This window comes from Palleronia caenipelagi, assembly GCF_007004065.1.
Lineage (GTDB): Bacteria > Pseudomonadota > Alphaproteobacteria > Rhodobacterales > Rhodobacteraceae > Palleronia > Palleronia caenipelagi.
The window spans coordinates 22,078-45,387 of the sequence record NZ_VFSV01000001.1 but is presented as its reverse complement, the minus strand read 5'-3'; the positions used below and the strand labels follow the sequence as shown (position 1 = coordinate 45,387).

Genomic DNA, 23,310 nt, shown 5'->3' with positions numbered 1-23,310 from the left:
GTCAGGTGAGTTGCTTCTCATTTTTTCGGGAGCGCCTCCCATCTGTCGGCAAAACGCCGTATGTAGACCGAAACAACCTATGGTGTGGCACCAAGGCCTATGATTGAGTTCGACAAAGTCTCCAAGTCCTTCTGGACGAAGACGCAGCGCAAGATCATTCTGAGCGAGGCGTCGTTTCGTGTGACTCTCGGGAAGTCCATGGGAATTCTGGCGCCGAATGGCACGGGCAAAACCACCCTCATCAACATGATGGCCAATCTCGAACAGCCCGACGAAGGCACAATCCGGCGAACCTCCCGGGTGTCCTTTCCGCTGGGCTTTATGGGGGGGCTAAAGGGATCACTTACTGCGGCCGAGAACTGCCGTTTCATCGCAGATATCTACGGCATTGATCCAGATTATATGGAAGCCTATTGCCGCTGGATCTGCGAACTCGGTGATTATTTCGAGATGCCGGTGAATACCTATTCGTCCGGGATGAGGGCGCGTTTGAACTTTGCGCTGCTTATGGCCATCGAGTTTGATATCTATCTGATTGACGAAAGCGCGCCAGTCACCACGGATGCCAGATTTAATATGATTATCGGCAAGATCCTGAAGGAGCGCCTGTCCCGTACCACACTGGTTCTGGTCTCCCACGATCCCGGGATCGTGGAAAGATACTGTGATTGTGCCGCGGTTTTGCAGAATGGCAAAATCCATATGTTCGACTCACTTGCGGAAGCGAAACGCCTGTATGACTACACCAAATCCTCGTAAAAAATACCGTATGCGGCGTAGTTCTGCCGCACCTTCTGCAACAGGCTCGGACAGGGCGGATCCGTCTTCGGATGCCGTATCGGATACTGAAACCATCGCGGCTTCTGACCGCGTCGAAGCAGAGACGCTGGCTCGTGATGACCGGACCGCCGAACCCGCACAGGATGCGGTATTCGAAGAAGGCACCGAGAACAGCCCGGAACTCGACGCGATCAAGCACGAAGGTCTCAGCGACCGGCAGTTGCGGATCGCCCGGCGTCTGGCAAAGCGGCAGAACCTCGATTTCAGCTCCGACCTCGACGCGGTGCGGCAGCTGCGCAAGGCCGGGATAGATCCATTCGGTGGCACCTACTCCACCACAGTGCCGCCCGCCCCTGTGCCGACCGAAGCGCTGCCGACCGGACAGTCGCTGGTGCCCGCCGAGGGTAATGCCCTTGCCCTGCCCGACACCAACGGAGCCGACGATCCCGATCTGAAACTATCCGATCTGCGCGAGATTCACCGCGATCTGGTCCGGCGGCGCCGTCGCCGCTTTGCGCTGCTCATGGGGCGGCTTGCGTTCTTCATCGGCCTGCCCACCGCGATGACGGGCTATTACTATTACAACCTCGCCACGCCAATGTACGCGACAAAGTCGGAATTCGTGATTCAACAGGCTGACGGGGCGGGCTCGACCTCACTCGGAGGTCTGTTTGCGGGAACCGGCTTTGCCACCAGCCAGGATTCGATCACAGTTCAATCCTATCTGACCTCGCGCGATGCCATGCTACGCCTCGACGAAGAGCTGAGCTTCAAGGATCATTTCGAGCAGGATTTTATCGACCCGATCCGTCGTTTGCCTCAGGAGGCCACAAACGAAGAGGCCTACAAGCTGTACGAAGACAACGTGAAGATCGGCTACGACACCACCGAAGGCATCATCAAAATGGAGGTGATTGCCGCGGATCCTCTGACCTCTGCCGAGTTTTCCCTCCGGTTGCTCAGCTATGCCGAAGAACGGGTTGACCAACTGACCCAGCGGATGCGGGAGGACCAGATGTCTGGTGCCCGCGCGAGCTACGAAGACGCCGAGCTGAAGATGTACGAGGCCCAGCAGCGGGTTCTGGCCTTGCAGGAACAGCTCGGCATTCTGGATCCCGAGGCAGAATCGGGGGCGGTGTTTGGCCAGATCACCCGGTTTGAGACGGAAATCCGGGAAAAGCAGCTCTCTCTGCAGCAGCTCATGTCAAATGAACAGCCCAATGAGGCGCGGGTGAATGGTCTGCGCGCAGACATTTCACGGCTGGAGGACATCGTCGCAGAACTGCGGACGCAGCTGACCGAAGGTACCAACAGCGCCCAGTCTCTGGCCAAGGTGACGGCAGAACTGCGCATCGCAGAGACGGAGCTGACCACCCGGACAGCCTTGATGCAGCAGGCGCTGCAACAGCTCGAAACCGCCCGGATCGAGGCAAACCGGCAGGTGCGCTACCTGTCTCTTGGGGTGACTCCAATCGCCCCGGATGAGCCGTCCTACCCACGCGCCTTCGAGAACACACTGGTCGCGTTCTTCATCTACTCCGGCATCTACCTGATGATCTCGCTCACCGCTTCGGTGCTGCGCGAACAGGTGTCGTCCTAAGACAGGCTCACGCCCGGCCGGCGGCGGTGACGTCCTCCAGCCAGCCGGGCGAGAGTGGCACAGTCAGGCGAAACGCCGCCCCGCCCTGACCAGGCAGATAGCGGATGGTGCCGCCCAAGCGCAGCATGATCTCTCGGCAGATCGCGAGACCCAGCCCGGCGCCACCGGCCGCGCGCGTATCCGTGGCGCGGGCGAATTTCTCGAAGATCATTTCCCGCGCTTCGGCAGCCACGCCGGAGCCGTTATCCACGAAGTCAATCTCGGCCATCCCTTCCGCGATTTTTGCCGAAATCGTGAGGCGCGGAACGTCGGCATCGCAATATTTCGCTGCGTTGGTGATAAGGTTGATAAACACCTGCACCAGCCGGTCGCCATCGGTTTCCAGCATCAGATCTTCGCGCCCGGGGCGATAGATCTTCAGCCGTGCCGCCTGATCCGACATCGCCAAAGCGCGCTCAAGCAATGTGCCGAGCCGCACGTGATCGAGGCGAAGACTGATCTGACCGCTCTCAAGAACCCCGAGATCCAGCAAGTCATCCAGCAGCCGCGTCAACCGGATCGCTTCGTCATAAATGATGCCGGCAAAACGCTCGCGATCCTCCTGAGCCATGCCCTCGCCGCCGTCGCGCAAGAGTTCGGAAAACGCCCGGATCGAGGTCATGGGCGTCCGCAGCTCGTGGCTGATCTGGCTCAGGAAGGCGTCCTTCTGCACCGAAAGCCGGGTAAGCTTTTCATTGGCCTCGCTGAGCCGCGCCGCGGTGCGGCTCAGTTCCTGTGACTTTGTCTCAAGCTGGGCGGAATACTCCATGATCTGCTGGGTTTCATCGGCAACGCGCATCAGCTCCTCGACCGAAACCGCCCCTCCCCCGGTGATCTGGGTCAGCATTGCATGGGCCGTCGCGGCCCCGACAGCACCGGAGAGTTCCCGCTCCAGCCTGTCGAGGAAAATCTGATCGGCATCCGGCAGGTAGCCTGTCTTGCCTTGCCTCAACGCGGCGCTGCGAAACAGGGCCTGCGCTTTGTAGTGACCGAGAATCCGCTGGGTCATCACCAGCAGATCCTCACTGTCAGCCTGCCCCGGCCGCCAGCTCACCGGCCCTGCCCCCACCGTATCCACATTCACCATCGCCGCGCCCTGAAGCCGCTCCATTGGCGTCGCAATCGTCCCGAGCGAAACCCCGACCACACCAAGCGTGTTTGCAAAGAGGGACCAGAACAGACCGTGCAACAACGGGTCCGAGCCCTCGACACCAAAGAGCGCCTGTGGGCGCAGCCAGCCTAAGCCGAACGGACCGTTGCGCATCACATGGGCGGGGATCACCTCCCCGACCGGCAAGGACGGCAAGAACAGGCACCAGGCCCAGACCGCAAAGCCAAGGCAGAGCCCGGTTGCCGCCCCCGCCCGTGTCGCGCCGCGCCAGAAGATCCCGGCGAGCAACGCGGGCAAAACTTGTGCGGATCCCGCGAAGGACACGAGCCCGATAGAGGCCAGCGCCGCGCCCCCGCCCGACAGGTTGTAGTAGAGGTAGCCAAGGGCGAGGACGCCGACAATGGCCGCGCGCCGTGCGGTGAGAACGGCGCGGCGCAGGTCCCCCTCCTCCGCAGCGCCCGACCGCAGCCAGATCGGCGCCACAAGGTGGTTCGAGATCATCGTCGCAAGCGCAATCGCCGCCACGATGACCATGGAGGTCGCGGAGGAAAACCCGCCCAGAAAGGACAGCATAGCAATCGCCTGAGCGTTCTCTGCGAGCGGCAGGGTAAGAACAAACAGGTCGGGGTTGCTGCCCTCGGGCAAGCGGTCGAGACCGATCACCGCAATCGGCACCACGAAGAGCGACATGGCCAGAAGATAGAGCGGAAACGCCCAGGAGGCGGTCGCCAGATGCCGCTCATCGGCGTTTTCAACCACCATCACATGGAACATGCGCGGCAGGCAGAGAAACGCCGCCGCCGAGAGAAAGACCAGCGCTTGCCAGCGCCCCGGCTGAAACTCCCAGACGGCGATCTCGGAGGCTTCGATCAGGCGGAAGGTTTCCACCGGCCCGCCCGCGACGACAAAGACGGCGAAAATGCCGACCGCCAGGAGGGCCATCAGCTTGACCACCGCTTCGACGGCGATGGCGGTGACGATGCCTTCGTGGCGCTCGTTCACATTCACCCGCCGCGTGCCAAACAGGATCGTAAACACCGCGAGGCCACCCGCCACCCAGATCGCGATTGCGGGGTCGGGCTCTGTCTCCGCCGCGCCGGACACGGCTGTGAAGCTCAGGGCAACCGACTGAAGTTGCAGCGCGATATAGGGCGTCGCCGCGATCACTGCGAGCACGGTAACGACACCGCCCAAAAGGTTGGACTTGCCGAAACGGGCCGAGATCAGGTCGGCGATGGAGGTGATCCGCTGCTGATGGCCGATCCGCACGAGCTTGCGCAGGAGGAGCCACCAGCCGATCATCACCAACGACGGCCCGAGATATATGGTCACGAATTCGAGTCCCGACCGGGCGGCAAAGCCCACAGCACCGTAAAAGGTCCACGCGGTGCAATAGATCGACAGGGACAGCGTGTAGACGATGGGCGCGCGAAGCCAGCGCGCCTTGCCCTGCGCCACCAGCCGTTCGGCCATGAAGGCCACCGCGAACAGCGTGGCCACGTAGAACAGGCAACCAGCGACAAGCAGATTGAAGGTCGTCATGTCTTGCGCCCGGAGCCCTCATCCTCGGCAATCCGGGCGAGACGCCGCGACAGGAACGCCGCCGCAACGATCAGGCCGGCCCACGAGCCAAACAGAAAGAGGCCTGTGCTCGCCGTTGAGTGGGGATTGTCACTGCCGTAGAGGCCGGGCAGAAAAAATAAAAACAGCCCCGCAAATGGAAGCACCCGCGCCGCATCCATAACGCGCCGGCGGCGATAATGGGCGCGGTCGAGAAAGGCAGGACGACGGTCGCGGCTCAAGGCGATCCCGCCATCAGGCTACGCACCGTGTCGAGCATCTCACGATTGGAGAATGGCTTGGTCATGAAGCAATCCGCCCCGATTCTCAGTGCGGTTTCCCGCTCAGGGCTGCTCCCACGCGCGGTCAGCATCATCACCGGGATCGTCCGCAGATCCGCATCGGCCTTCAGATCCGCAAGAATGTCCAGCCCGGAGCGGTTGGGCAGCATAACATCGAGGATCACCAGATCGGGCTTGCGCTCGCGCACCGTCTCGACCGCGTCCCGGCCTTCGGCATGAGTCTGCACATGCCAACCCTCGCGGGTCAGCACGAAGCGGATCGCTTCGGTGATATTGGGCTCGTCCTCGATCAGGAGAACGCGCTTGCTGTCGGACACGCCGGGTCCTCCTCCCTGCATCTGACATGCTCTTGGCTGGCGCGAGTATTGGAGACCGGCGGGGCCTTGTCAAAGCCTCATCCGCCCGCGTGAGCGATCACAGCACTGCGGACTCCCGGCGCACCGGACAGGCGGGGGCCGGACACAGGGCGCAACTGGCCCCGACCGTCTCCGGAACCCCGTCCCCGGCGACCCCTTCGAGCGGCGCGACAAGCATCACCGCCCGCGCCACGACCGGCCCGGCGAGGCCTCCCGGACGCGTAAGGTCCACCGCGCTCCAGCTCTCCAGCGGCCTCGTGTCGCGGCCATGCTGGCGAAAGCGCCGGTGGATCGGATGGGCCGGCGTTAAAAGCGCCTCGAAGACCGGCCATAGCGCACAGGCCGCCCCGTAGCGGGGGATGAGAAACCCTGTGACCTGACGCCGGAACAAGAGCGCTCCGGCCCCGTCGATCTCAACCAGGCCAAGAGGGCGTGGCATGGCCCGTGCCGGGAGTGCTGCGAGGCGCCGAATGACACGCGTCACCGGGGCGCCCAACGTGTCTGCAAGGCGGAACGGATCCAGCCCGACCTCCTTCAGCGCCGCCCGCAGCGCCTCATCGGGCAGGCAGTCTGCATCTGCTGTGACCCGCGCCGTATGCCGCGCCAGAGCGGTTTCTCCCGCCTCACTCAAGCCGCAACTCTCTGACATGTCCAAGGACCAGTCATTTGCGCTGAGCCACGCCTCGACCTCTTCCTGTGGCGAGACGGCGTCCGAATTCGCGGCCTCCCCTACATTCAGATAGCCCGCCAGCCGCTGCGCCCCGTCCGCCAGACGCTGGCTGTCCTCATGCAGGTTGCGATGGAATCGCGCCTGCCATTGAGGATCCAGCCCGTCTTCGGCGAGAATCCCGGCGGTCGAGCGGATGGCGGTGACAGTGGACAGCACGTCATGTACCGCTTCGGACAAGACCGGGTCATGGGACATGCGTTCACCCAGCGCCGTGATCCGATGTTCGAGCGCCGCGACACGGGTATCGAGCGCGGCAATCAGCGCCGCCCAGCCGGGATAATCGGTGGCCAGTCCATCGATCCGGTCGCGCTCGGGCGGCGGGTTGGAGGGGATGCGCTCGGCCACGCTCTCCAGCGCCGCGTAGAGATCCGGGCCAAGCCCCTCCGTCAGCGTCGCCGGATCGGTGCCCAAAGCCCGCGCCACCCGCCCCAGAACGCCGCCACCAATGCGCCGTTTGTCATGCTCGATGAGGTTCAGATAGGAGGCGGAGATCCCCGCCGCCTCGGCCAGTGCGGCCTGCGTCATCCGCCGCTCCGCCCGCCGCGCCCGGATCCGCGCGCCGGTCAGCCTGTGCTCTCTGTCCCTGACCATGCGCCGCCTCCCTCACGCCCCCATGTTTCCCCGAAACCTGCCCGGCCTCAAGAGCCTGCTCCAGATGAAAAGAGGGGCCCGAAGGCCCCTCAGTCTTGCCAGCCAGGATCTGTACATTACTGCCCGATCCGTTTTTCGTTGCCTGTGCCTGACTGACACCCAGGGCGAGCGCACCCGCCCCGTGACTCGTTAGCGATCAACCAAGATTGTTGTCGGTCGAACCGTCGGGGTTCGACGCGATGACCCTATGACCGTTGACGCGACGTACGTGGTAGCCTTGGTGTCGACCACGCTCAACTTGGTTAGCCAGTTCGCCGCGTCGAACCGCACCCTGCCCTAGAACATCGAACACTTGGTTCAGTCCAGTTCGGCTTTCAGAGATTACTGATATCTTTTTCTTGCTCATATCTGAGCCTCATTTTTTCCACAGGACCATCTACAAATCTGTGTATTTCTGCAGAATAAGTCCTGTATTACTCAGCACGCCCTTGATCACTGCTCCGAACGTTGTTTGATCAACATATCGACTCGGATGAGCCGAAACAGCTTACCGGCGAGCGCACCAGGCGAATGCCGGAAGCTGGGGGCTGGTGGTAGGACACCAGCCCCCAACCCTCATTCTTTTCAGCTACACCCCGACGTGCCGCCGCAGGTGTTGCACTTCATGCAGGTGCCGTTGCGCACCAGCGTGTAGTTGCCGCATTCCCCGCAGGGATCGCCCTCGTAGCCCTGCATCCGGGCCTTGGCGCGGGCATCCATGGGGGCGGCGGCAACGGTCGTTTCGGTCTCGACCTGTGCCACGGCGACGGCTCCGTTGTCGCTGAGCGCCACGGCCTCGGTGGCGCGGCCCCCCTGCATGACCACCAGCTCCTTGGGCGCACGGCCCCGCAGATAGCCAGTCGAGGCGACCTGACGCAGCACGTCGAGCGGCGAGGACCCGGTGCTCTCCGGCACCTCGGAGAAGTTCCGCTTGCCCTCTTCTTCGCCCCGGCCCAGCGCGTCGAAGGTATCGCCTTCGGGCTTCACATGGGCCAAATCGCTGCGGTCGAGATAGGACACGGCCAGTTCGCGGAAGATATAGTCGAGGATCGAGGTCGCGTTCTTGATCGCCTCGTTGCCCTGCACCATGCCCGCCGGTTCGAACCGGGTGAAGGTGAAGGCGTCTACGAATTCTTCCAGCGGCACGCCGTATTGCAGGCCTACGGAGACCGCGATGGCGAAGTTGTTCATCATCGCCCGGAAGCCCGCGCCTTCCTTGTGCATATCGATGAAGATTTCACCGAGGGAGCCGTCGGAATATTCGCCGGTCCGCAGATAGACCTTGTGGCCACCAACCACGGCTTTCTGGGTGTAGCCACGACGCCGTTCGGGCATCTTTTCGCGGCCACGGGCGACCTCTTTGACGATGATCTTCTCGACGATCTTCTCTGCCATGACGACGGCTTTTTCCTGAGCCGAGCCATTGGCGAGCACCTCTTCGGCCTCTTCGTCATCCTCGATCAGCGCAGCGGCCAGCGGCTGGCTGAGTTTGGACCCGTCGCGGTAGAGCGCATTGGCCTTCACCCCGAGCGACCAGCTCAGTTCATAGGCCTTCTGGCAATCCTCGATGGTGGCGGTGTTCGCCATGTTGATGGTCTTTGAGATCGCGCCGGAGATGAAGCTCTGGGCGGCGGCCATCATTCGGATGTGGCTGTCCACCGACAGGTAACGCTTGCCGATCTTGCCACAGGCATTGGCGCAGTCAAAGACGGCGTAATGTTCTTCCTTCAGATGGGGGGCGCCCTCCAGCGTCATGGTACCGCAGACATGGGCGTTGGCGGCCTCGATGTCCTTTTTGGAGAAGCCCAGATGGCGCAGCAGGTCGAAGGTCGGATCGTTCAGCTTCGCCGCAGGGATGCCCAGCGTACGGGTGCAGAACTCCTCGCCCAGCGTCCACTGGTTGAACACAAACCGGATGTCGAAGGCCGAGGGCAGCGCGGCCTCGATCTTGTCGATCTCGGTCTGGCCAAAGCCGTGGCCGATCAGCGCCGCATGGGTGATGCCGGGCGCATTCCCGAGCGTGGCGTGACCCACCGCATAGGCGATAATTTCCTCGATCGCCGCCGAGCCATAGCCCAGTGTCTCCAGCGCTGCGGGCACCGAGCGGTTGATGATCTTGAAATAGCCGCCACCCGCGAGCTTCTTGAATTTGACCAGCGCAAAGTCCGGCTCGATCCCGGTGGTGTCGCAATCCATGACCAGCCCGATGGTTCCGGTGGGCGCGATCACCGAGACCTGCGCGTTGCGGTAGCCGTGCTTTTTGCCCAGCTCCAGCGCACGATCCCAGGAGGCCACGGCGCGGGAGACGAGCTCCTGATCCGGGCAGTTCTTGTGATCGAGCGGCACCGGCTTCACCGCCAGCGCCTCGTAGCCCTTGGCCTTGCCATGGGCGGCGGTGCGGTGGTTGCGGATGACACGCAGCATGTGCGGTGCGTTCTTCTCGTAGCCCGGGAAAGACCCCAGCTCGCCCGCCATCTCGGCGGAGGTCGCGTAGCTGACGCCGGTCATCAGCGCGGTAAGCGCGCCGCAGAGCGCCCGGCCCTCGTCGCTGTCATAGCCGTAGCCCATGTTCATCAGCAGGCCGCCGATATTGGCGTAGCCGAGACCCAGCGTGCGGAAATCATAGCTGCGCTGGGCGATTTCCTTTGACGGGAACTGGGCCATCATCACGCTGATTTCCAGCGTCACGGTCCAGAGCCGGGTGGCATGCATATAGCCATCCGCATCGAACTCGCCGTCCTTCAGGAAGGTCAGCAGGTTCATCGACGCAAGGTTACAGGCCGTGTCGTCGAGGAACATATACTCCGAGCATGGGTTCGAGCCGCGGATCTCCCCGTCTTCGGGGCAGGTGTGCCAGGCATTCACGGTGTCGTGGAACTGGATGCCGGGATCGGCACAGGCCCAGGCGGCGTGACCCACCTGCTCCCAGAGATCGCGCGCTTTGATCGTTTTGGCGACGGAGCCGTCCGTGCGGCGGATCAGCTCCCAATCGGCATCGTCCTTCACCGCCTGCAGGAAGGCATCGGTGACGCGGATCGAGTTGTTCGAGTTCTGACCCGAGACCGAGCTGTAGGCTTCGCTGTCCCAGTCGGTGTCATAGGTCGGGAATTCGATGGACCCGAAACCCTGCCGCGCGTAGTCGAGCACGCGCTTGATGTAAGTATCGGGAATCGCGCATTTCTTGGCGGACCGGATGGCGGTGCGCAGGGCGGCGTTATCCTTCGGATCGAAGGCGTCGTCTTCGCCGCTATACTCGCGGATCGCCGTAAAGATGCCGTTCAGCTCGCGCTCATGCATCTTGGAGCCGGCCACGAGGCTCGCGACCTTCTGCTCCTCGATGACCTTCCAGTTGATGAAGTCCTCGATATCCGGGTGGTCGGCGTCGCAGATCACCATCTTGGCCGCGCGGCGGGTGGTGCCGCCGGATTTGATCGCACCGGCCGCCCGGTCGCCGATCTTCAGGAAGCCCATCAGGCCGGAGGATTTGCCACCGCCCGACAGCGATTCACCCTCGCCGCGCAGCGAGGAAAAGTTGGTGCCGGTGCCGGAGCCGTATTTGAACAGCCGCGCCTCACGGACCCACAGATCCATGATTCCGCCCTCGTTCACCAGATCGTCGCTGACCGACTGGATAAAGCACGCATGGGGCTGCGGGTGCTCATAGGCGGTTTTCGACTTGGTGAGCTTGCCGGTCTTCCAGTCCACGTAGAAGTGCCCCTGACTCGGGCCGTCAATGCCATAGGCCCAGTGTAGGCCGGTGTTGAACCACTGGGGCGAGTTCGGCGCGGCCATCTGGCTGGCCAGCATGTAGCGCATTTCGTCGAAGTAGGCCTGCGCATCCTCCTCGGTGGAGAAATAGCCGCCCTTCCAGCCCCAATAGGCCCAGGCCCCGGCGAGACGGTCGAAGACCTGCCGCGCGGAGGTCTCACCGACCTTCTCGCAGTCGCCATCAGGTACCGAGCGCCACAGGAACTCGGGCACACCCTTTTCCTTCACGCGCTTCAGTTTCGCGGGCACCCCGGCTTTGCGGAAATATTTCTGCGCAATAACGTCCGAGGCCACCTGGCTCCAATCCGCAGGAACCTCGACGGACTCGTTGCGGAACACCACAGTGCCGTCGGGATTACGAATCTCGCTGACGGTGGTGGTGAATTCCAGATCCGCGTATGCGTCCTGACCTGCCTTGGTAAACCTGCGCTCGATCTTCATAGCTGCCCCGTTAGATACAAACTGTTCGGTGTGCGGACCATATCCACCGCAGCGGGGGCCACTCACCCCAAGGGAACGCCGTCGCTACTAGATGTGGTGCCGGATTGATCTGTTCGCACAAATTGCCGTGACGGTGGGTCTGTGACAATGAATTTTTTTACCTTCTCCACAAGAGAAACCGGTTGACCCACAAACGTGCAGATTCGTCGGGTCTCTGCCGTGGAGCAACCCTGTGGAAAACTTCGGAAAACCCGTTTCAAGCGAGAAACCGCGCGGCATACCAACCGAATCGGGCAGGATCCCCATGTCGGGACACACCCGGCGCCGACACAAGATCTTGGTGAAATTAGGGCCCCACACCACCATATCCGCGATCCGTTATGGCACGGGAGGCACAGTGCCGTGAGTCGCAACCAGCAGATGATGTGAGGAAGAGCAAACCCGTGCGCACACGCTCCGAGAGAGCTGGATGGTCGGGGCGAGAGGATTCGAACCTCCGACCTACGGCACCCAAAGCCGCCGCGCTACCAGGCTGCGCCACGCCCCGACACGGGTCTCTCTAGAGATAAATTGCGGGAATGAAAAGCACCTCAGGAATGCTCTTCGGCCGCCGTGGCCGCGAGGGCCTGATTGTAGCGTTGCAGGGCATCCACATGGTGCAGCGTCCCGAGGATCTGCGGTGCCTCGCCCTCCCCGCCCATCTTCACCACCGGGATCCAGAGCCGCATCGAGCGGCGAAACAGTGGCATCGCATCCTCCAGCGTCGCATTGGGCTCGATATGGAACCCGGCCTCCAGCGCCTCCCAGACCTCGTCACTCGGAACCGCATGCTTGTCATTCGGTTTGCGCATGACGTTGGAGACCCGGAACATACCGAGCAGATAGGCTTGCGGCCCCGGCGCCACGTGCAACCCGCGATTTTCGAGCTGGCTAAGAAAAAAGGAATGATCCACCAGCCGCGAGGCCAGCGCGACGGAGGTGGAGACCGCGACCATCACCGCTAGCCCCGTCTGCCAGTCCCCGGTCAGCTCAAACACGATGAGCGTGGTGGAGATCGGCGCGCCCAGCACTGCCGCCGCCACCGCGCCCATCCCCGCCAGCGCATAGAGAGTCGGGACGCTGGAGACGGTAGGAAAGACACTGGTGGCGATCAGGCCAAACGACAATCCCACCAGCGCGCCGACCATCAGCGAGGGCGAGAACACGCCGCCCCCCATCCGTCCGCCCATGGTGATCGCCACAGCCATGACCTTTACGACCGCCAGCAGCACCGCGTGCCAGAGCACCAGCTGGCCGGTCAGCGCCAGCGAGGTCGTCTCGTAGCCCACGCCGATGATCTGCGGAAACCCCAGCGCCAGAACGCCCAACAGCGCCCCGGCGATGGCGGGCCGGAGCCAGGACGGAATGCCCATCCGCGCCCGCCAGTGCTCCGCGATTTTGTCCGTCCAGAAGATCGCCTTCATCAGCACAACCGCCACAGCGCCGCAGACCAGACCCAGAATGAGGAAGGCTGGCAATTCGCGGTAAAAGGCCAATGCACCCTGCTCACCCAGCCGGAACTCCGTGACGCCACCAAAATGCAGGTGGTTGATCACCGTGCCCACGGCGCTCGCGATCACGATGGGCGCAAAGGCGTGGAGAGCGAAGTGCCGCAAGACGACTTCGAGGGCAAAGAGCGCCCCGGCGATGGGCGCGTTGAACGACGCGGAAACAGCGGCAGCCACGGCGCAGCCCAGCAGGTCGCGCGCCGTGATGCCGCGGGCCCGGATCAGGTCATTTACCCAGGTGGCGATGACGGCGGCCAGATGCACCACCGGCCCCTCGCGCCCTGAGGAGCCGCCGGACCCCAGCGTGATCAGTGAGGCCAAAGCCGAGCCGAGGCCCGCCCGGACCTCCACCCGTCCGTCGCGCAAGGCCGCACCCTCGATCACGTCCGCCACCGAATGCACGCGCCCGCCGGGGGTCGTGCGGTGCAGGATAATCCCCACCACCAGCCCCCCGAGGATCGGCCAGACAAGAAACAGAAACCACGGCAGATTAGCCGTGGCCACCAGACGGTTCACATCATCGACCCGGTAGAGCGTGGCTTGCAGCGCTTCGATGCCACGGCGGAAGAACAGCGCGGCAAAGCCAGACGCCGTCCCGATCAGCAGCGCAATCAGCCAGAATTGCAGCTGATCGGGGCCCCTGTCGCGCAGAAGCTGGGCAGCGCGATGCAAACGCGCTTTGATCCGCTGAGATATGCTGTCGCCCTCGGTCATCCCGTCTTCGCCCCCTCACACCGTGATAACGGCACCGCAGGGGAAAGTGAAACGCGAGTGGCTCAGTCGAGGAGCGCCCGCGCCGCGCCACGGGCCTCGTCGGTGATCCGGTCGCCCGCCAGCATCCGCGCCACCTCGGTCACTCGCTCGGCCTCGGACAGGGGCACAACATTGGAGGTCGTCAGACCGTCCGCGACGGATTTCTCCACCCGCCAGTGATGCGCGCCCTTGGCCGCCACTTGCGGCGAGTGTGTGACAACAAGCACCTGTCCGCCCTCCGCCAGAGATGCGAGCCGACGTCCCACAGCGTCCGCCGTCGCCCCGCCAACGCCCCGGTCGATCTCGTCAAAGATCAGCGTCAGGCCCGATTCGTCGCCAGTCAGGCAGACCTTGAGCGCAAGCAGAAAGCGGGACAGTTCGCCGCCGCTGGCGATCTTGCCCAACGGACCGGCAGGGGCGCCGGGGTTGGTGGCGACGGTGAACTCCACCATGTCACGCCCCAAGGCCGAGGGCTCGGCGGGCGTCACATGGGTGGCGAAAACCGCGCGCTCCATCTTCAGGGGCGCCAACTCCCGCGCCATGGCCGCATCGAGCCGCCCGCCTGCCTCGCGGCGACGCTCCGACAGCTTTGTGGAAGCGGCGTCATAGGTGCCGTTGGCGGCGATCAGATCGGCGCGAAGCTGCTCCAGATCGCGCTCGCCTGAATCGAGCGCCATCAGCCGTGCACGCAGCACATCCGCATGGGCGGCGAGGTCATCGGGCAGCACGTCATATTTGCGGGCTAGAGCGCGGATCGCAAAGAGACGCTCTTCGGTCCGCTCCAGCTCGTCCGGGTCATAATCCAGCGCTTCGAGGACCCGCGCAGCGCCCTGCTCCGCTTCGGCCAGCGCGTCCATGGCGCGGGTCAGCGCCTCGGTCACGTCATCCAGCGCGCCTTCGAGCGTCGGGGCGGCGGCGTCAAAGCGGCGATAGGCGTCGCTGAGCAAACCATCCGCGCCCTCAGGTCCCAGCGCCGCGTGGGCACGGGCCAGATCTTCGCGCACCCGCTCGGCGGCCTGCATGTGACGACGCCGGATATCCAGCGCTTCATCCTCGCCCGGTTGCGGATCAAGCTGGTCCAGCTCGCCCACGGCATGGCGCAGGAACTCCTCCTCATCCCGCGCAGCGGTCAAGCGCGCCTCGGCCTCAGACAGCGCACGCGCCGCCCTTTGCCGCACGCTCCATGCCGTCCTGACAGCCTCCAATTCCGACTCTACACCGGCAAACGCGTCGAGCAACTCCCGGTGTCCGCGAGGGTCCAGCAGACCGCGATCATCGTGCTGGCCGTGCAGTTCCACCAAAGTCTCGGACACCCGTCGCAGGATTTCCCCCGATGCGCGACGGTCGTTGATCCATGCGGTCTTTCGCCCGTCGCGGTTGTTCACGCGGCGCAGGATCACCTCGCCCTCATGCTCGAAACCGGCCTCGTCCAGCACCGCCAGCGCCGGATGACCGGGCGCCAGATCGAATACCGCCGTGACCTCGCCCCGCTCAGCCCCCTGCCGCACCAGCTCGGCCCGGCCCCGCCAGCCGAGTACAAAGCCCAGCGAGTCGAGCAGGATTGACTTACCCGCGCCGGTCTCGCCGGTCAGCACATTCAGCCCCGGCTGGAACTCCAGATCCAGCCGGTCGATGAGCAGCAGGTCGCGGATGGTCAGGGTGGTCAACATGGGCGGGTCCGGGACCTCAGTTCACAGCCACTCGCCACGGATCACCTGACGGTAAATGACGGTCAGCCACGACTCGCCCGCAGGCTCCAGCGTCAGACCACGACCGGTGAGCAGAGCGTAGGCATCCTGATACCAAGGCGTCGAGCGATAGTTATACCCGAGGATTGCCCCCGCCGTCCGGGCCTCATTCACCAGACCCAGCGACAGATACGCCTCTACCAGACGCAACAGCGCTTCGGGCGTGTGGGTGGTGGTCTGGAAATCCTCGACCACGACGCGGAACCGCTTGATCGCAGCGGCGTAATGGCGGCGCTTCAGGTAATAGCGACCGATCTCCATTTCCTTACCCGCCAGATGGTCGAAGGCCAGATCAAATTTCAGGACCGAAGAGCGTGCGTATTCTGTGTCAGGATGCAGTTCGATCACCTCCCGCAGGGCCTGAAGAGCCTGGAACGTCAGCCCCTGATCCCGCCCCACGTCGTCGATCTGGTCGTAATAGCTAAGCGCCAACAGATACTGAGCATAGGCCGCGTCCTCGCCAGTGGGATAGAACTCCAGATAGCGCTGGGCCGATCCACGGGCGCTCTCGTAATCACCGTCCCGGTGATAGGACAAAGCCTGCATCACAAGCGCGCGGCGCCCCCATTCGGAATAGGGATAGAGACGCTCTACTTCGCCGAAATAGGTCGCGGCGCGCTCAGGGTTGTTGGTCTCCAGCTCCAGTTCAGCACGCTGGTAGATGCTGGCGGCGTCAAGACTCTCCAGCGGAGCCTCCTGATCTCCGCCCGGCAGCCCGAAACGCCCACACCCGGTCACCGCAATGCTCAACGCGATCACGCAGATCAGACGCCCTGAAAACCCTGCCATGCCCAAATCCTGCTATCCCATTTCCGCATTCAGGGCCAAGCAAGCCCCCTTTGGTCGGGTTGTTAGCACAGAAAAATCCGGTGCAAAACGCCGAAGCGTCAGGCCGCGAGAAGCCGCGCGTCGCTGGCCCGAAGACCCGCACCGGGCAAGCGCACCAAGGTTTCGGCATCCGCCTCAACCCAACGCACCGCCCCCGACCGCGCAAACAAGGTCCGCAGCAGCGCATTGGTCAGGGCATGGCCCGCACGAACGCCCGTATACCGCCCGAGAATCGGTCCACCAGCCAGAGCAAGATCTCCGAGCGCGTCGAGCATCTTGTGGCGGACGGCTTCATCGGCGTGCCGCAGACCGCCGGGGTTGAGCACCTCGGCCCCGTCAACAACAACAGCGTTATCGTACGATCCCCCCAACGCGAGGCCGCGCTCCCGCATGGCGTCCACATCGGCCCGGCGGCAGAACGTCCGGCTGTCGCAGAGCTCATGCACAAAGGTGCCGTTCGCCATGGAGAGATGCTTGCTCTGCCTCCCGATGGCCGCGTCCACGAAGTCGATGGAAAAGTCGATTTCAAGACCGTCTGCGGGCTCCAGCCGCGCATAGGCCGGGCCGTTGCGGACCTCGACCACGTCAAGCACACGCAACGCCCGCACTGGCGCGTCCTGTCGCGCGATGCCCACGCGCAGAATCTCGCTGACGAACGGGGCCGAAGACCCGTCGAGGATCGGAACTTCGGGACCGTCGATCTCGATTCGGGCATTGTGAACACCGCATCCGGCAAGCGCAGCCATCACGTGCTCAATCGTGCTGATCTCGACCCCGTCATCGCTCCGCAGGCGAGTGCAGAGTTCCACCTGCTCGACACGGTTCCAGCGCGCCGGAATGGACACGGCCCTGCCATCTGAAAACAGCCTGACAAAAACGATACCGTGATCTGCAGGGGCCGGGTTGAGACGCAAACGCGCTGGCGCTCCGGAGTGGAGGCCCACGCCGTCGAGCGTGATCGGGTGTGCGAGGGTCGCCTGCATGGGGTGGTCCTTTCCGGGTGGCTCCGGGTTACGAAAGATCAGTTAGTGATCCTCGCACAGACCTCAAATCAAGCATTGTGACGGTTTGTAACAGAACCTGTCACAAACGGTGCCATCCCGCCGGGTTCCATCACAAATTACGGTAAAACCCTACGTCAAAACAAAAAAGCCGGCACAAGGCCGGCTCCTTAAGATGGTAAAACGTGATGGATCAGTTGGCCTGACGGCGCAGGAACGCCGGGATTTCGATCCGGTCGTCCAATGCTCCACTGTCGTCATCGTCCTCGAACCGTGCCGCCGGATGGGCCGACGGACGGGCCAGACCAGTGGCTGCCGGGGCCTGACGCTGGGGGGCGGCGGGACGGGCCTGGGGCTCGGCAGGGCGCGCATCAGCCTGCCCTGTCACCCGGTTGATCAGCGAGTTGATACCAAAGCGAGGGCGTTCCTCGCTCGGCTGAGGATGCGTCCGACTGTAGCCTTGCTGCGCCGAGGACGCGGGTTGTTTGCGTACGGCCTGCTCCAATCGCGCCAGCGTCTCCGGCGACGGTTGTCCGGGCACCGCGGTGCGCGGCGGCTGAGCTTCGGCCACTGGCTGCGGCGCAGGGTCATGAGCGGCAGGCTCTGCATCAGTGCGGTGACGCTCTTCGGCCCGGCGGGTCTCCCAGTCGGCGAAGAAATCAGGCTCGGACGCTTCGCTGCGGATCGGCGCGGGGCGTTCAGCGGCCACACTCGCAACGGGGGCCGGTGCGGGCTCTTCCACGACGGGCTGCGGGGCCTGAGCGGGCTCTTCGGCGCGCCGCGGCATGGGCGTATCGCGGCTGACCTCGGCGGCGTCGATGCCAGTGGCCACGACGCTCACACGCATCCGGCCATGCATCTCGGGATCAAGTGTGGAACCGACGATGATATTCGCGTCCTGATCCACTTTCTCGCGGATCACGTTGGCCGCTTCGTCCAGCTCATACAGGGTCAGGTCGTCACCACCGGTGACGTTGATCAGCACACCCTTGGCGCCGTTGAGGCTGATCTCGTCCAGTAGCGGGTTGGCAATGGCCTTTTCGGCGGCCTCACGAGCGCGTTCTTCGCCCTCGGCCTCGCCGGTTCCCATCATCGCCTTGCCCATCTCGTCCATCACGGCCCGCACATCAGCGAAGTCGAGATTGATGATGCCGGGGCGGACCATGAGATCCGTGACACCCTTCACCCCCTGATACAGAACGTCATCAGCCATGCCAAAGGCGTCGGTGCAGGTGGTTTTCTCGTTGGCAAGCCGGAAAAGGTTCTGGTTCGGGATGATAATGAGCGTATCAACCATCTTCTGGAGGTTTTCGATCCCCTCCTCAGCCTGCCGCATCCGACGCGAGCCTTCGAACTGGAACGGCTTCGTCACCACGCCCACGGTCAGCACGCCCAGCTCACGGGCGGCCTGCGCGATGATCGGCGTGGCCCCGGTGCCGGTGCCACCGCCCATCCCGGCGGTGATAAAGCACATATGCGAGCCCGCCAAATGGTTTACGATATCCTCGATGCTCTCCTCAGCGGCAGCGGCACCAACGGCGGCACGGGCGCCTGCACCGAGGCCCTCGGTGATCTTCGCGCCAAGCTGCACCCGGGCAGGAGAGGCCGACTGGGCCAACGCCTGCGCGTCGGTGTTGGCGACCACGAAATCCACGCCCTCGAGGTTCTTCTGGATCATGTTGTTGACGGCATTGCCGCCCGCCCCACCGACCCCGAAAACGGTGATCCGCGGCTTCAGTTCTTCACCCACGCTGGGCATTGAGAGATTCAATGTCATTGCTCTGTCCGCCTGTAATTTAATCCGCCATCGTTGGGCGGTGCTGCCGATTGAGATCTAACGTAACGTCGAAATACGGCCGCGTCACCCAAAAATGTCGCAACTTGGCACGAAATGTGGCGGAATTATGGCGACTGTCAGCGGCATCTTGCCGGCCCGTGGATATGTGGGGCTTACCAGTTATCCCGGAACCATCGCACCGCGCGCCGCAAGGAGCGGGCGGGATAACGGGTAGACGGGATATCGAAATCCCACCACTCGTCTTGCGGGTGCGCCGCCTGAAGGCACAATCCAACCGCACTGGAAAACGCCGGTCCGGTTGCCTTTTCGGGCAAGCCAGCCACACGGATTGGGCGACCCGGACGCACCTGGCTGCCAAGAATGCGGGGCGCGAGCGTATCAATACCGGGGATCTGGCTGCCGCCGCCTGTCAGGACGATCCGCTGAGACGGAAGTGTACTGAACCCGGCGCCGTCGAGCCGCGCCCGAACTTCTTCGAGGATCTCTTCGACGCGCGGTCGCATGATGCCGATGATTTCGGCGCGGGTGACGGTGCGACGGTCGCTTTCCCAGTCGCCAGTCTCCTCGCTGCCGATCTCCACCATATCACGGTCATCCATAGAGGTCGCCACGACGCCGCCATAGACAGTCTTCAACCGTTCAGCGGTGGACATAGAGACCTGCAAGCCCTTGGAGATATCCGACGTCACATGGTCCCCGCCCATCGCGACGCAATCGCCGTAGATGAACTGTTTGCGCCAGAAAATCGACACGCTGGTCGTCCCGCCGCCCAGATCAATACAGGCCGCGCCCAGCTCCTGCTCGTCCTCGATGAGGCTCGACAGGCCGGACACATAGGCGCCGGAGACAAGCCCCGCGAGCTCCAGATCGCACCGCTTTATGCAGTGAATGAGGTTCGCCACCACGCGTCGGTCCACGGTCAGGGCATGCATATCACAGAACAGCTCATCACCAACCAGTCCGCGCGGATCGCTCAGGCCGCTGCGATGGTCGATGGCGAAATTCACCGGCTGAGCGTGCAGGACTTCACGCCCTTCACCAAAATCGGGCACGTCGCAGGAGGCCAGCACCCGCGCGACATCACATTGTTCGACGGCCATGCCATCAAGCTCTGCCCGCCCGGCCAGACCATAGCTGCGGGGGCCGCCCCCGGACATGGCAGCAATAACATGATCGACCCTGACTTGCGCGGCCTTTTGCGCGCCCTGTACGGCGGTCCGGATGGCCCGCTCTGTTTCGGGCATGGCGTTGATCTCGCCAAAGCGCACCCCACGGGACCGGGTGACAGCCGCGCCGATCACCCGGAACGCGGATTGTCCGGCCAGCGCACCGATCCCCTCGCCTTCGACAGCAGATCCGTCAAAGCGGAGGATCAGGCAGGCGACCTTGGAGGTGCCCACGTCGAGAATGGCGATGACACCCCGCTGCAAAGCGGCCTGCCGCATGGCACGCATCGCCCGTTGCGTTTGATACAGGTCAGACATCGCTCATTTCTCTCCGAGTTGTTGTACACGTTCATCACGCGAGACTTCTGCCGATTTCGGCTTCAGCCGGACGGTCGGGCGACGGGGCATCCGCATGTCCACCAGCACCACCTGACGGCTCAGAAGCTCCTCGGCCTCATCAATGGCAAGCACCTGCTCAAGTGCGCGAACCGGATTGTCTTCGGGCAATTTCACCTTCTGACCCTCGCTGAGCACTAGATCCCAGCGGCGCTCACCAATTCGAACCAGCCCGCGAATGCGGGGCAGCACGGGGCGCGCGGCAGCGTAAAGCTGCAGGGCCTCGGGAACCGCACGATCCGCGCCATACCCCGAGATGAGCGGCAGATCAGCGCGCTCATCGCGAAATCCGAGCGACGAGACCCGGTTGCCTTCGGCGTCCAGCAATTGCAGGCCGGTTCGGGTGCGCCAGATCATGGCGGGCACACGTTGGGTCACAGCAATGTCCAGAACGCCGCCCTTCCGGATCCGCAGATGGGCAGATTCGACCGCATCAAGCGCCTCAACCTGCGCCCGCATGGCTTCAAGATCCAGATCAAAGGAGCTGACGGGAAACCGCAGATCCATCCGGGCGCGGATTTCATCGGCCAGCGGATCCAGCGCTCCATTGATCGAGACCGTATTCACCGCGAATTCCTTGCGGTTCTGGATTTGATCCACGACGCCATGATACCAGCTCACCATCGCGGCGCGGCGCTCCAGATCGGCAAAGATCAGCGTCAGCACCAACGCAGCCGCCACCAGCGGACCGCCGAGCACGAAAGCACGCCGCAAATGCGGCGTGAGAGCGAGGCGGTGCAGGCGATAGGACAGCCGCGAGGGCGCCGGATCGCGATAGCCGCGGGGATGGGTCAGCGATCGCATGACGCATCCTCCACCAGCCAGGCGCAGAACTGGCCGAATGTGTAACCCGCGTGGGCCGCCTGTTCCGGCGTCAGGGATGTCGGCGTCATGCCCGGCTGGGTGTTGGTCTCCAAAAGCACCAGCCCCTCAAGGCCACGGCTCTCGTCCCAGCGGAAATCGGTCCGGCTCACGCCGCGACACCCCAGCACCTCATGGGCACGGATTGCATAGTGGAGACAGGCCGCGCTGATCTCGTCAGGAATCTCGGCCGGCAGCACATGGCGCGAGCCCCCGGCTGCATATTTGGCGTCGTAATCGTACCAGGTGTCCGTGAGGATCTCGGTCACGCCCAGCGCCCGCACAGGCTGATCGCCCTTTGCGCTCATCACCGTGGTGGTCAACTCGCGCCCGGGGGCGAACTTCTCGACCATCACCCGGGCTGGCATGTCCTGCGACAGTTTGGGAGGCGCGTTGGCACCCTCCTGAACCAGATACACTCCGACCGAGGATCCCTCGTTGTTGGGCTTCACCACATAGGGCGGCTCCATCACGTGGGCCTCGGACACCGCCTCGCGATCCACCAGCAGGGACGGCACGACCGGCAGCCCGGCGGCACGGTAGGAGAGCTTCGTACGCTCCTTATCCAGCGCCAGCGCAGAGGCCGCGACACCGGAATGGGTGTAAGGGATCTTCATCCATTCCAGCAGCCCCTGAACGCAGCCATCCTCGCCAAAGCGGCCATGCAGCGCGTTGAACACCACATCGGGCGCCAGCTCTGCCAGCCGCGCGGCCAGATCCTGACCCGCATCCAGTTCTGTGACGTTAAATCCTTCGCCCCGCAATGCGGCCGCACATTCACGACCTGTCGACAGGGAAACCTCACGCTCTGCGGAGGGACCGCCCATCAATACGACCACATGGGGGAATGCCCTGCTCGACATACCCGCTCTTTCGCCTGCCGGATCCGTTGATCGGACCACTTGCCTCAAATTCGCGCCCGTTTGCCGGACGCTTGCTCCTTTTAATTGGCAGCTTCGTGCTGCTCATTGGGGTGAGCTTTGCGCCCTACCCGCTTAATTTCCCACTCTAGCCGAATTCCCGAATTTTGGAAGACCTTATCTCGCACCAATTCCCCCAGAGCCTCCAGATCCGCCGCCGTGGCTCCGTTCGCATTCAGCAGAAAATTGGGGTGTTTCTCGGACATCTGAGCCCCGCCAAGGACATAGCCCCTGAGCCCGGCCTCCTCGATCACCTTCCAGGCCTTCAACTCATGACTGTCATCGGCACGCCCGGTGGACGAAAATCCGGCCGGATTGCGAAAGGTCGAGCCAGCGCTCAGCTCTTTCGTCGGCTGCGTCGTATCGCGCTTGGCGATCTGTTCGGCCATCCGGGCGTGGAGCGCTTCGGGATCGCCCGCGGGCGCCTCGAACAGCGCCTCGGTGATCACCCAGCCCTCCGGCAGCTCAGAATTGCGGTAGGAGAGGCGGAGATCATCAGCGCTCACCGTGACGATCTCGCCCGCCCGCGTCACCGCCCGGATCTCCACCAGATGATCAGCCACATACGACCCGTAGCACCCCGCATTCATCCGCACCGCGCCGCCAATGGCCCCCGGGATCGTCCGCAGGAAGGTCAAATCCCGCCCCGCATCCGCCGCCTTGCGCGCCACATGCCCGTCCAGCGCCGCCGCCCCGGCCCGCACCCGGTCGCCCTCGATTGAAATGCCGTTAAAGCCCCGCCCCAGCCGGATCACCACCCCGTCGATGCCGCCATCGCGCACGATCAGGTTCGACCCGACCCCCATGGGAAACACCGGCATATCCGGCCCCAGCCCCGCCAGAAACGCCGCCAGATCGGCTTCATCCGCAGGCTGGAAAAACCACTCCGCCGGCCCGCCCACGCGCAGCCAGGTCAGATCAGATAGCAAACGGTCCGGCGTCAGGCGACCCCGGGTCTCAGGCATGTCAGTCATG

Annotated in this window: 17 protein-coding genes and 1 tRNA gene; 2 read left to right on the top strand and 16 right to left on the bottom strand. The window is 63.6% G+C overall.

The genetic code is table 11. The annotated features are described in order from the left end of the window. Window positions 1-99: 99 nt before the first annotated feature. Together FEV53_RS00215 and FEV53_RS00210 are read left to right on the top strand one after the other, a co-directional pair. Entirely contained in the window at window positions 100-759 is a 660-nt protein-coding gene (locus tag FEV53_RS00215) for an ABC transporter ATP-binding protein (RefSeq protein WP_142832799.1), read from the top strand. Window positions 760-769: 10 nt separating this feature from the next. After that, complete coding sequence (locus FEV53_RS00210) at window positions 770-2,380, top strand: KpsE/RkpR family capsule polysaccharide export protein (RefSeq protein WP_246100689.1); 1,611 nt, start codon at window positions 770-772, stop codon at window positions 2,378-2,380. A gap of 7 nt (window positions 2,381-2,387) precedes the next feature. On the opposite strand, the gene FEV53_RS00205 is transcribed toward FEV53_RS00210, so the two are convergent. The 16 genes from FEV53_RS00205 to murB all read right to left on the bottom strand — a co-directional run bounded on the left by FEV53_RS00205 (window position 2,388) and on the right by murB (window position 23,309). Beyond that, window positions 2,388-5,072 (bottom strand): ATP-binding protein, encoded by a 2,685-nt coding sequence (locus tag FEV53_RS00205; RefSeq protein ID WP_142832797.1) that lies wholly within the window; start codon window positions 5,070-5,072, stop codon window positions 2,388-2,390. After that, a complete protein-coding gene (locus FEV53_RS00200; RefSeq protein ID WP_142832796.1) occupies window positions 5,069-5,332 on the bottom strand; it encodes a hypothetical protein in 264 nt (87 codons plus the stop codon). The genes FEV53_RS00205 and FEV53_RS00200 overlap by 4 nt, the downstream gene beginning before the upstream one ends. Next, window positions 5,329-5,730 (bottom strand): response regulator transcription factor, encoded by a 402-nt coding sequence (locus tag FEV53_RS00195; protein WP_142832795.1) that lies wholly within the window; start codon window positions 5,728-5,730, stop codon window positions 5,329-5,331. The genes FEV53_RS00200 and FEV53_RS00195 overlap by 4 nt, the downstream gene beginning before the upstream one ends. 76 nt (window positions 5,731-5,806) lie before the next feature. Next, complete coding sequence (locus tag FEV53_RS00190) at window positions 5,807-7,069, bottom strand: helix-turn-helix domain-containing protein (protein ID WP_142832794.1); 1,263 nt, start codon at window positions 7,067-7,069, stop codon at window positions 5,807-5,809. A 196-nt stretch (window positions 7,070-7,265) separates the two neighbouring features. Beyond that, window positions 7,266-7,475, bottom strand: a complete 210-nt coding sequence (locus tag FEV53_RS00185; protein WP_142832793.1) for a hypothetical protein — start codon at window positions 7,473-7,475, stop codon at window positions 7,266-7,268. A 218-nt stretch (window positions 7,476-7,693) separates the two neighbouring features. Continuing rightward, the gene (locus FEV53_RS00180; RefSeq protein ID WP_142832792.1) at window positions 7,694-11,317 is read right to left on the bottom strand and encodes a vitamin B12-dependent ribonucleotide reductase; all 3,624 of its coding nucleotides are present in this window, start codon (window positions 11,315-11,317) and stop codon (window positions 7,694-7,696) included. Between the two features lie 470 nt (window positions 11,318-11,787). Then, window positions 11,788-11,864 (bottom strand) — tRNA-Pro (locus tag FEV53_RS00175). A gap of 43 nt (window positions 11,865-11,907) precedes the next feature. Then, on the bottom strand, window positions 11,908-13,578 hold the full coding sequence (locus FEV53_RS00170) for a chloride channel protein (RefSeq protein ID WP_142832791.1): 1,671 nt from the start codon (window positions 13,576-13,578) through the stop codon (window positions 11,908-11,910). Between the two features lie 62 nt (window positions 13,579-13,640). Next, a complete protein-coding gene (gene recN / locus FEV53_RS00165) occupies window positions 13,641-15,287 on the bottom strand; it encodes a DNA repair protein RecN (protein ID WP_142832790.1) in 1,647 nt (548 codons plus the stop codon). Window positions 15,288-15,308: 21 nt separating this feature from the next. Next, complete coding sequence (locus FEV53_RS00160; RefSeq protein ID WP_142832789.1) at window positions 15,309-16,154, bottom strand: outer membrane protein assembly factor BamD; 846 nt, start codon at window positions 16,152-16,154, stop codon at window positions 15,309-15,311. A gap of 98 nt (window positions 16,155-16,252) precedes the next feature. Next, window positions 16,253-17,176 (bottom strand): UDP-3-O-acyl-N-acetylglucosamine deacetylase, encoded by a 924-nt coding sequence (lpxC, locus tag FEV53_RS00155; protein WP_142832788.1) that lies wholly within the window; start codon window positions 17,174-17,176, stop codon window positions 16,253-16,255. 211 nt (window positions 17,177-17,387) lie between these two features. Beyond that, entirely contained in the window at window positions 17,388-18,971 is a 1,584-nt protein-coding gene (gene ftsZ / locus FEV53_RS00150; RefSeq protein WP_142832787.1) for a cell division protein FtsZ, read from the bottom strand. 173 nt (window positions 18,972-19,144) lie between these two features. Continuing rightward, entirely contained in the window at window positions 19,145-20,476 is a 1,332-nt protein-coding gene (ftsA, locus tag FEV53_RS00145; RefSeq protein ID WP_142832786.1) for a cell division protein FtsA, read from the bottom strand. A 3-nt stretch (window positions 20,477-20,479) separates the two neighbouring features. Next, window positions 20,480-21,358 carry a cell division protein FtsQ/DivIB gene (locus tag FEV53_RS00140; protein ID WP_142832785.1) on the bottom strand — a complete coding sequence of 293 codons (879 nt, stop codon included), beginning with the start codon at window positions 21,356-21,358 and terminating at the stop codon, window positions 20,480-20,482. After that, a complete protein-coding gene (locus tag FEV53_RS00135) occupies window positions 21,346-22,278 on the bottom strand; it encodes a D-alanine--D-alanine ligase (protein WP_142832784.1) in 933 nt (310 codons plus the stop codon). Before FEV53_RS00135 ends, FEV53_RS00140 begins: the two co-directional genes overlap by 13 nt. 80 nt (window positions 22,279-22,358) lie before the next feature. Continuing rightward, the gene (gene murB / locus FEV53_RS00130; RefSeq protein WP_142832783.1) at window positions 22,359-23,309 is read right to left on the bottom strand and encodes a UDP-N-acetylmuramate dehydrogenase; all 951 of its coding nucleotides are present in this window, start codon (window positions 23,307-23,309) and stop codon (window positions 22,359-22,361) included. Window position 23,310: the final 1 nt, after the last annotated feature.